This is a genomic window from Pseudomonas graminis, assembly GCF_004364335.1.
GTDB lineage: Bacteria > Pseudomonadota > Gammaproteobacteria > Pseudomonadales > Pseudomonadaceae > Aquipseudomonas > Aquipseudomonas graminis_D.
Window position 1 is genome coordinate 259299 of sequence record NZ_SOCR01000010.1, and the last position, 8222, is coordinate 267520.

The 8222-nt window shown below is 58.2% G+C and carries 9 protein-coding genes; 8 read left to right on the forward strand and 1 reads right to left on the reverse strand.

Annotated elements, in window-relative coordinates; genetic code table 11:
* Positions 1 to 24: 24 nt before the first annotated feature.
* The gene (locus tag EC919_RS20300) at positions 25 to 780 is read left to right on the forward strand and encodes a tetratricopeptide repeat protein (protein WP_133776146.1); all 756 of its coding nucleotides are present in this window, start codon (positions 25 to 27) and stop codon (positions 778 to 780) included.
* The gene (locus EC919_RS20305; RefSeq protein ID WP_133776147.1) at positions 773 to 1102 is read left to right on the forward strand and encodes a YqcC family protein; all 330 of its coding nucleotides are present in this window, start codon (positions 773 to 775) and stop codon (positions 1100 to 1102) included. Before EC919_RS20300 ends, EC919_RS20305 begins: the two co-directional genes overlap by 8 nt.
* A gap of 3 nt (positions 1103 to 1105) precedes the next feature.
* Here EC919_RS20305 and EC919_RS20310 read toward each other — a convergent pair whose 3' ends face one another.
* Entirely contained in the window at positions 1106 to 1534 is a 429-nt protein-coding gene (locus EC919_RS20310; protein WP_133776148.1) for a DUF4124 domain-containing protein, read from the reverse strand.
* 410 nt (positions 1535 to 1944) lie between these two features.
* On the opposite strand from EC919_RS20310, the gene EC919_RS20315 reads away from it, so the two are divergent.
* From EC919_RS20315 to msrQ, 6 genes are all read left to right on the forward strand, one after another.
* A complete protein-coding gene (locus EC919_RS20315) occupies positions 1945 to 3669 on the forward strand; it encodes an acetolactate synthase 3 large subunit (RefSeq protein WP_133776149.1) in 1725 nt (574 codons plus the stop codon).
* 2 nt (positions 3670 to 3671) lie between these two features.
* Positions 3672 to 4163, forward strand: a complete 492-nt coding sequence (ilvN, locus tag EC919_RS20320; protein WP_093469284.1) for an acetolactate synthase small subunit — start codon at positions 3672 to 3674, stop codon at positions 4161 to 4163.
* Between the two features lie 46 nt (positions 4164 to 4209).
* Positions 4210 to 5226: a ketol-acid reductoisomerase gene (ilvC, locus tag EC919_RS20325; RefSeq protein WP_037018564.1), complete on the forward strand. Its 1017-nt coding sequence runs from the start codon at positions 4210 to 4212 to the stop codon at positions 5224 to 5226.
* A gap of 148 nt (positions 5227 to 5374) precedes the next feature.
* On the forward strand, positions 5375 to 6223 hold the full coding sequence (gene pssA, locus EC919_RS20330) for a CDP-diacylglycerol--serine O-phosphatidyltransferase (protein ID WP_133776150.1): 849 nt from the start codon (positions 5375 to 5377) through the stop codon (positions 6221 to 6223).
* 72 nt (positions 6224 to 6295) lie between these two features.
* On the forward strand, positions 6296 to 7309 hold the full coding sequence (gene msrP / locus EC919_RS20335; protein ID WP_133776151.1) for a protein-methionine-sulfoxide reductase catalytic subunit MsrP: 1014 nt from the start codon (positions 6296 to 6298) through the stop codon (positions 7307 to 7309).
* The gene (gene msrQ, locus EC919_RS20340) at positions 7309 to 7929 is read left to right on the forward strand and encodes a protein-methionine-sulfoxide reductase heme-binding subunit MsrQ (RefSeq protein WP_133776152.1); all 621 of its coding nucleotides are present in this window, start codon (positions 7309 to 7311) and stop codon (positions 7927 to 7929) included. Before msrP ends, msrQ begins: the two co-directional genes overlap by 1 nt.
* Positions 7930 to 8222 lie beyond the last annotated feature (293 nt).

An 8222-nucleotide genomic window follows, 5' to 3' on the forward strand; every position in this document is an offset into this window, starting at 1 on the left:
TGAATTAAGCAAAGAGGATGTGACGTGAACAAGTGGTGGATTCCGGCTGTAACGGCTCTGGCTTTGCTCAACGGTTGCGCGTCCCAGACGCGCAGTGCGATTCCGGTGGTGGACTCAGGGTCACGCGTTTCAAACGGCGAGCGCGTTTCGTCGACACGCAATAACACCTACCGCGCGCCGGTGCAGGCGCCAGCGCAGTCGCAGACGATCCAGGAAGATTCCGGTGTCACGGTCATGGTCCCCGGCGGCGCCAACGCCAGCGGCGCGCCGATTTCGACGTTCGTGCCACCCACTACGGCTCCGATCAGCACGGCTCCGATCAATACCGCGCCGGTCAATCAAGCCCCGGTGAACAGTACGTACACACCGCCGCCAGCGACCAGCAATACTTACAACATGCCGGCTTCGGCACCGACTGGCATTCCGTCGGCGTCCAGCGGCGGATTGTCGGAAGATGAGCAGCTCGATGGGCCGGTGCTGGCGTTGTTGACCACCGCCCAGCAGCAGCAATCCGGTGGTGATCTCAACGGCGCGGCATCAAGCCTTGAGCGGGCGCAACGCGTGGCCCCTCGTGAGCCGCAGGTCCTTTACCGTCTGGCGCAAGTGCGTCTGGCTCAGGGTGATGCGCCTCAGGCTGAGCAACTGGCGCGTCGCGGTCTGACCTACGCCAACGGTCGCGCCAGCCTTCAAGCCAGTCTTTGGGGATTGATTGCCCAGTCGCGTGAAAAGCAGGGTGACGCTGCCGGTGCAGCGCTGGCGCGGCAGAAAGCCAATGGATAAACGCTTTCCGAAAATCGCCGACCAGTTGCTATTGATCGAGCGCGAATTGCGAGTGCTGGGATGGTGGAAGGAAGTGCCGCCCAGCGCTGAGTCGCTGTCCAGTCGTGAACCCTTCTGCGTCGACACGCTGGATTTTGATCAGTGGCTGCAATGGATCTTCCTGCCACGCATGAAGATCATCCTTGAGCAGGATCTGCCGTTGCCCGCGGCATCCGGCATCCTGGAAATGGCGGAGATGGTTTACGCCAGCCGTATCCGTGATGCGCGCAACTTGCTGGCGCTGCTGAAAGACTTCGACCGGTTGATTACCGAAGCTGTCTGACCCTCAGTTGCACTGATCGTCGAGGTACTTCTTGACCTCGGCGATGCGGGCCTGCCGCTCTTCTTCCGTGAACCTTCTGAACTCGCCATTCACTTCCTGTCGTACCCGAGGGTTGTTTTGCAGTTGGGCCAGGTTGGTGCGCTGCTGGTCGCAAGCCTCTTTACGCTTCTCTTCCTGAGCGGCGACCTGCTTCCTGACCTTGGCGTCGACTGCCTCCTGCTCACGTGCGCCGTCCTGGTTCTGCGGCGGGGGGGCAGGTGGCGCAGCGACAGGGCTCCCTGTATTGATTTCCTGTGCTGTCTGCCCGGCAGGCGGCTGGGCGTCGAAATGCGTGACGCCCTGAGCGTCGACCCATTTGTATATCTGCGCGCCCTGGCCGACCGCCGGGGCGATGGCAAGTGTCAGCGTCGCTGCAAGTATCATCCAGCGCATTCCCGGTTCCTTACTTCTGTGGCAATGGCCGGAAACCTATCACAAGCGTGACGCCACGACCTCATTCGGTGCCTTTTGGCGGAAGGCGGACGAAGAAAGCGCATCGATGACTTGACTTGAGAGGGGCGAATCCGAACAATCCAAAGTTCGCTGTAGAGGGACTGCCAGAAGCAGACCGTCTCGGTAGATCATGAGGCGCACACCCGCGCCGACCCGTAACACCCGCAACGCGTTACCTCGCGCTGGGTGGGAAGACCCCGAAACACTTAAGGGGCGATCCCAATACTTGCTCAGTCAGTGCTGACGTAGTCGGCGACCACCGTCGCTCATGCTCTGCTTTGCAGTAAACCTATTAAGACCCGTCTCCTCGCTTGTGTGGACGGTATTCTGGCGTTTTAGAGGTGAACAACGTGGAGCTTTTATCTGGCGCTGAAATGGTCGTCCGCTTTTTGCGTGACGAAGGCGTAGAGCACATCTACGGGTACCCTGGCGGGGCCCTCCTGCATATATACGACGCGCTGTTCAAAGAGCCGGCTGTGAGCCATATCCTCGTTCGTCACGAACAGGCCGCAACTCACATGGCTGACGGTTACGCCCGCGCCACCGGCAAGGCAGGCGTTGTGCTGGTGACTTCGGGTCCCGGCGCAACCAACGCCATCACCGGTATCGCGACTGCCTATATGGATTCGATTCCGATGGTCGTGCTGTCCGGCCAGGTTCCGAGCAACATGGTCGGTACCGACGCGTTCCAGGAGACCGACATGATCGGTATCTCCCGGCCAATCGTGAAGCACAGCTTCATGATCAAGCACCCGTCGGAAATCCCGGAAGTTTTGAAGAAGGCGTTCTACCTCGCTCAATCCGGTCGTCCCGGCCCTGTCGTCGTCGACATCCCGAAAGACATGACCAACCCGGCGGAAAAGTTCGAATACATCTTCCCCAAAAAGGCCAAGCTGCGTTCCTACAGCCCGGCGGTTCGTGGCCACTCCGGCCAGATCCGCAAAGCCGTGGAAATGCTGGTCGCGGCCAAGCGCCCGGTCATCTACGCCGGTGGCGGTGTGATCATGGGCAACGGTTCGGCGCCATTGACCGAACTGGCGCAGCAATTAAACGCGCCGGTCACCAACACGCTGATGGGGCTGGGCGCCTACCCTGGCACTGATCGCCAGTTCGTCGGCATGCTGGGGATGCACGGCAGCTACACCGCCAACCTGGCGATGCACCACGCTGATGTGATCCTTGCGGTCGGCGCGCGCTTCGACGATCGCGTGATCAACGGCCCGGCGAAGTTCTGCCCGAACGCCAAAATCATTCACGTCGATATCGACCCTGCATCCATCTCCAAGACCATCAAGGCCGACGTGCCAATCGTCGGGCCGGTTGAGAGCGTCTTGACCGAAATGGTTGCGACCCTTAAAGAGCTTGCCGAAACCCCTAACAAGGAATCGGTCGCGACGTGGTGGAAGCAGATCGAAGAATGGCGTGCCGGCGGCGACCTGTTCCCGTACAACCGTGGCGACGGAAGCGTCATCAAGCCGCAGACCGTGATCGAGACGCTGTGTGAAGTGACCAAAGGCGATGCCTACGTCACCTCCGATGTGGGTCAGCATCAGATGTTCGCGGCTCAGTACTACCGCTTCAACAAACCCAATCGCTGGATCAACTCCGGCGGTCTCGGCACGATGGGCTTCGGTCTGCCGGCTGCGATGGGCGTTGCGCTGAGCTTCCCGAATGACAATGTCGCCTGCGTCACTGGCGAAGGCAGCATTCAGATGAACATCCAGGAACTGTCGACCTGCCTGCAGTACAACCTGCCGGTGAAGATCATCCTGCTCAATAACGGCGTGCTCGGCATGGTCCGTCAGTGGCAGGACATGAGCTACAGCGGCCGTCACTCGCATTCCTACATGGAGTCGCTGCCTGACTTCGTGAAGCTGGTCGAAGCCTACGGGCATGTCGGCATGCGCATCACCGATCTCAAGGATCTGAAGCCGAAGATGGAAGAGGCGTTCGCCATGAAAGATCGTCTGGTATTCCTCGACATCCAGGTTGACGTCAGTGAGCACGTTTATCCGATGCAGATCAGAGACGGGTCCATGCGCGACATGTGGCTGAGCAAGACGGAGCGGACATAACCATGCGCCACATCATTTCGCTATTGCTGGAAAACGAACCGGGCGCGCTGTCTCGTGTGGTCGGCCTGTTTTCGCAGCGCAACTACAACATCGAGAGCCTGACAGTGGCGCCAACCGAGGACCCGACTCTGTCGCGTCTGACGCTGACCACCGTTGGCCATGATGAAGTGATCGAGCAAATCACCAAGAACCTCAACAAGCTGGTCGAGGTGGTCAAGCTGGTCGATCTGTCGGAGAGCGCCCACATTGAGCGCGAGCTGATGCTGATCAAGGTGAAAGCCACTGGCGCACAGCGTGCCGAGATCAAGCGCACCACCGACATTTTCCGCGGCCAGATCGTCGACGTCTCCAGCAGCGTCTATACCGTGCAGTTGACCGGGACAAGCGACAAGCTGGACAGCTTCATCCAGGCGATTGGCACCACTGCCATTCTGGAAACCGTACGAAGCGGCGTCACGGGTATTGCCCGCGGCGACAAAGTGCTGAGCATCTAACCTAATTTTGCAAATGGCCTTGCGGCCAAGTTATCAGGGGAATTTCATGAAAGTTTATTACGACAAAGACTGCGACCTTTCGATCATCCAGGGCAAAAAAGTTGCCATCATCGGTTACGGTTCTCAGGGCCACGCTCAAGCGTGCAACCTGAAAGACTCCGGCGTTGATGTCACTGTTGGTCTGCGCAAGGGTTCGGCCACTGTCGCCAAAGCTGAAGCTCACGGCCTGAAAGTGACTGACGTCGCTTCCGCTGTCGCCGCTGCAGACCTGGTCATGATCCTGACCCCGGATGAATTCCAGTCCCAGCTGTACAAGAACGAAATCGAGCCAAACATCAAGAAGGGCGCAACACTGGCCTTCTCCCACGGCTTCGCGATTCACTACAACCAGGTTGTTCCTCGTGCTGACCTCGACGTGATCATGATCGCGCCAAAAGCACCGGGCCACACCGTGCGTACCGAGTTCGTCAAAGGCGGCGGCATCCCTGACCTCATCGCCGTTTACCAGGACGCTTCGGGCAACGCCAAGAACGTCGCTCTGTCGTACGCTTCGGGCGTTGGCGGCGGCCGTACCGGCATCATCGAAACCACGTTCAAGGACGAGACCGAAACCGACCTGTTCGGCGAACAAGCCGTTCTGTGTGGCGGTACCGTTGAACTGGTCAAAGCCGGTTTCGAGACGCTGGTTGAAGCCGGTTACGCGCCGGAAATGGCCTACTTCGAGTGCCTGCACGAACTGAAGCTGATCGTCGACCTCATGTACGAAGGCGGTATCGCGAACATGAACTACTCGATCTCCAACAACGCTGAATATGGCGAGTACGTGACCGGCCCGGAAGTCATCAACGCCGAATCCCGTCAGGCCATGCGCAACGCTCTGAAGCGCATTCAAGACGGCGAATACGCCAAGATGTTCATCGCCGAAGGCGCCAGCGGCTACCCGTCGATGACCGCCAAGCGTCGCAACAACAAGGCGCACGGCCTGGAAATCATCGGTGAGCAACTGCGCTCGATGATGCCTTGGATCGCGAAGAACAAGATCGTCGACCAAGCCAAGAACTAAGATCACAGATCCGGTTCTTGCATGAAAAAACGCGGCCCTCGGGTCGCGTTTTTTCGTTATGGGGGCTCATCTGGTATAAAGCTGCATCGTTTGTCGGCCGACCGGTCGCAAGCATTTGTCGAAATTCTTCAGCTGCAAGGTATTGTCCATGAGCGAACGTCCCGAAGAGCCGAACAAGGCTTCTGACGCCGAAAGCCTGCTACCGATTGATGAACACATTGAAGAGGGTCATGACGCCGAAGGTCGCAAGGTGCGCCATCGTGGCATCTATCTGCTGCCCAATCTGTTCACCACCGCCAACCTGTTCGCCGGCTTCTACGCAATCATCAGCGCCATGAGTGCGCAGAGCGCATTGAGTGCGGGTGATCAGGTGAGCGCGAGCAAATATTTCGCGTTCTCCGCCATCGCTATCTTCGTTGCCATGGTGCTGGATGGTCTGGATGGCCGCGTCGCGCGGATGACCAACACCCAAAGCGCATTCGGCGCAGAGTATGACTCGCTGTCCGACATGGTTGCTTTCGGCGTGGCGCCGGCGCTGTTGGCGTTTGGCTGGGCACTGGGCGACATGGGCAAGGTCGGCTGGATGGTCGCCTTCATCTATGTTGCGGGGGCAGCATTGCGTCTGGCCCGCTTCAATACTCAGGTGGGTAAGGCCGACAAGCGTTACTTCATTGGTCTGGCAAGTCCTGCCGCCGCGGGCGTCGTCGCGGGCACCGTCTGGGCCTTCAGCGATTACGGCATTCAGGGTTCGAAATTGTCGTTCCTGGTCGCGCTATTGGTTGCTGCGGCCGGGATGCTGATGGTCAGCAATATCAAATACAACAGCTTCAAAGAGCTGGATCTGAAGGGGCGCGTGCCGTTCGTTGCGATTCTGGCGGTTGTCTTGGTCTTTGCCGTGGTGTTCAGTGATCCGCCGCGCATTCTGCTGCTGATCTTCCTCGGCTACGCAGCATCGGGTCCGATCCAATACCTGCTGCGTCTGCGTCGCCAGAGGTAGTTGGCCGACCGTTATTTCCCGCATACTCCGCAGCTATAGATGCTTCAGTTTCTCTATAACTGCGGAGTCATCATGCTGATCAAGATCCCCTCCACATCCGATTGCAAAGAGTCGGATGTCACGCCCGAATCCCTTTACCTCTCCCGCCGCGCATTGCTCGGCAGCAGCCTTGCGGGGCTCGCCGTCAGTGCAATGCCCCGTTGGGCGCAAGCCGACGAAGCCTCTCGCTATGCCGACGTCGAAGCCGGCGCTGCCCCCGACTGGTTCAAAGGCAAATTGCCTGCGACGAAGTGGCAAGCCGTCACCGTCAAGGACGAGACGATCACGCCGTTCAAGGACGCGACCCACTACAACAATTTCTACGAGTTCGGCACCGACAAGGGTGATCCTGCGCAAAACGCCGGCTCCCTGAAAACCGAGCCGTGGAGCGTTGTCATCGACGGGGAGGTGGCAAAGCCTGGCCGCTACGCGCTCGAAGACCTCATGAAGCCCTATCAGCTGGAGGAACGTATCTATCGTCTGCGCTGCGTGGAGGCGTGGTCGATGGTGATTCCGTGGCTGGGTTTCCCGATCTCCGAGCTGCTTAAGCAGGTTGAACCGACGGCGAATGCCAAATACATCCGCTTCGAAACGCTGCAGGACCCGAAGACGATGCCTGGTCAGCGCTCAGGGTTCGCGTTGATCGACTGGCCTTACGTAGAAGGACTGCGCCTGGATGAGGCGATGAATCCCCTCGCGATTCTGGCAGTGGGCATGTATGGGAGGGAGCTGCCCAATCAGAACGGTGCGCCGTTGCGTTTGGTGGTGCCGTGGAAATACGGCTTTAAAAGCGTGAAGTCCATCGTGCGCATCAGCCTGACCAGCGAGCAGCCAAAGACCACGTGGCAAAGCATTGCGGCGAGCGAGTACGGTTTCTATGCCAACGTGAACCCGACTGTTGATCACCCTCGCTGGACCCAGGCGCACGAGCGACGTCTACCCAGCGGGCTGTTCAGCCCGAATATTCGCCAGACCGAGATGTTCAACGGGTATGGGGAGCAAGTTGCTTCTCTCTATGCAGGCCTGGATCTACGGAAAAACTATTGATGCGTTTCATCTACTGGCGAGTGTCGGTGTTCATCGCTGCAGCTGTAGTCCCCTCGTATTGGCTCTACCAGGCCTGGATTTTTGCGTTAGGGCCTGATCCGGGGAAGGTGCTAGTGGATCGTCTCGGGTTGGGAACGTTGGTGTTGCTTTTGATCACATTGGCCATGACTCCGTTACAGCGCACAACCGGCTGGCCCGGCTGGATTGCGGTTCGCCGCCAGTTGGGCTTGTGGTGTTTCACCTATGTGTCGCTGCATATGCTGGGTTATGGCTTCTTTATTCTGGGATTCGATTGGGGGCAATTGGGCGTAGAGTTGCTCAAGCGGCCCTATATCATTGTCGGCGCGCTTGGTTTTCTGGGTCTGTTGTCGCTGGCGGTCACCTCCAATCGCTATAGCCAGCGCCGTTTGGGAGTCCGCTGGAAGAAACTTCATCGGCTCAGTTACCTGATTCTGGGGCTGGGTTTGCTGCATATGCTGTGGATTGTGCGGGCGGATCTGAAGGAGTGGTCTGTATATGCAACGATCGGCGCATTGCTTCTGGTCCTCAGGATCCCCGTAATTGCTGGACGTATCCAGCGTCGTCGGGTCAAGAGCAGTAGCGGTGCTACTAAAGTTTAAATAAGTACTTGACGCCTCTCCGGATCTGTCTATAATTCGCCCCACTTCCGGCGCAGACGAAACGGAAAACTCCTTGATAATCAAAGAGTTGGACGAAGTAGTAGCGAGGAATGCTTCGGTTCAGATGCTTGAATCGACAGCGGTGAAAAAGGCAGTTGACAGCAGGTTGTAACGCTGTAGAATTCGCCTCCCGCTGATGTGAGACGTTAAGTCGAACGAAGCGCAAGTGGTTGAAGTTGATCAGGAAACTTTGAAAACTTCTTAAAATAACCGCTTGACAGATACAAGAGGCG

Coding starts and splice junctions, on each gene's coding strand:
- EC919_RS20305 (WP_133776147.1), top strand. CDS start 773: ATGGATAAACGCTTTCCGAAAATCGCCGACCAGTTGCTATTGATCGAG.
- EC919_RS20310 (WP_133776148.1), bottom strand. CDS start 1,534: ATGCGCTGGATGATACTTGCAGCGACGCTGACACTTGCCATCGCCCCG.
- ilvN (WP_093469284.1), top strand. CDS start 3,672: ATGCGCCACATCATTTCGCTATTGCTGGAAAACGAACCGGGCGCGCTG.
- ilvC (WP_037018564.1), top strand. CDS start 4,210: ATGAAAGTTTATTACGACAAAGACTGCGACCTTTCGATCATCCAGGGC.
- pssA (WP_133776150.1), top strand. CDS start 5,375: ATGAGCGAACGTCCCGAAGAGCCGAACAAGGCTTCTGACGCCGAAAGC.
- msrP (WP_133776151.1), top strand. CDS start 6,296: ATGCTGATCAAGATCCCCTCCACATCCGATTGCAAAGAGTCGGATGTC.
- msrQ (WP_133776152.1), top strand. CDS start 7,309: ATGCGTTTCATCTACTGGCGAGTGTCGGTGTTCATCGCTGCAGCTGTA.